The following is a 625-nucleotide window of genomic DNA, read 5'->3' as shown; positions in this document are numbered from 1 at the left end:
TGCGGGCCGCGTCGCGGGAGCGCTGTCACGGCCCGCTCGGCTGTTCGGCCGCCAGGTCGGGCTCGAGCGCCGGCCGGTGGCGGGGCCCGGCCAGCTCGCAGCGGACGTCGACCACGCCCTCGACCGAGCGCACCAGCCGTTCGACCAGCGGGACGAGCGACGTGTCGCGGACCCGTCCGGCCAGTGTGACCACGCCCTCATGGACCTCGACCCGGACCGGACCGATACCTTTCGGAAAGCGGCCGCCGACGACCTCGTGCCGGACCTCCTCAGCGATCTCCGGGTCGGGCCGGAGGAAGACCCTGAGCAGATCGCCACGACTCACGATCCCCCGCAGCACGCCGTCGGCGTCGACGACGGGCAGGCGTTTGACTCCACGCCGCGCCATGACGCGGGCAGCCCCGGCCAGGGTCTCGTCGGGACGCGCCGTAACGGCGGGGGACGTCATCAGATCCGTCGCCGTCACCCCTCGCGCCTTGTCGTGGGCCGGGACGGGCCCGGTCCTCGGGTGCACGTCCTGGTCGCTGTCGCGGAACTCCTCCTTGCGCAGCAGGTCGGCCTCGGAGACGACGCCGACCACCCGGTTCCCCTCGTCGATGACGGGGAGCGCACTGATCCGCTGCGT

General features: G+C 73.4%; 1 protein-coding gene. It reads right to left on the bottom strand.

Features of this window, described 5'->3' with window-relative positions; all coding sequences use genetic code 11:
- Positions 1 to 25: 25 nt before the first annotated feature.
- A partial coding sequence (locus tag ACP4J0_RS38675) for a CBS domain-containing protein (protein WP_426604153.1) occupies positions 26 to 625 on the bottom strand: 600 nt, incomplete at its 5' end.

Source organism: Streptomyces sp. WG7 (assembly GCF_049975785.1).
GTDB lineage: Bacteria > Actinomycetota > Actinomycetes > Streptomycetales > Streptomycetaceae > Streptomyces.
Note: the sequence above shows the minus strand (reverse complement) of the source record. Positions and strands in the feature narration are given on the sequence as shown.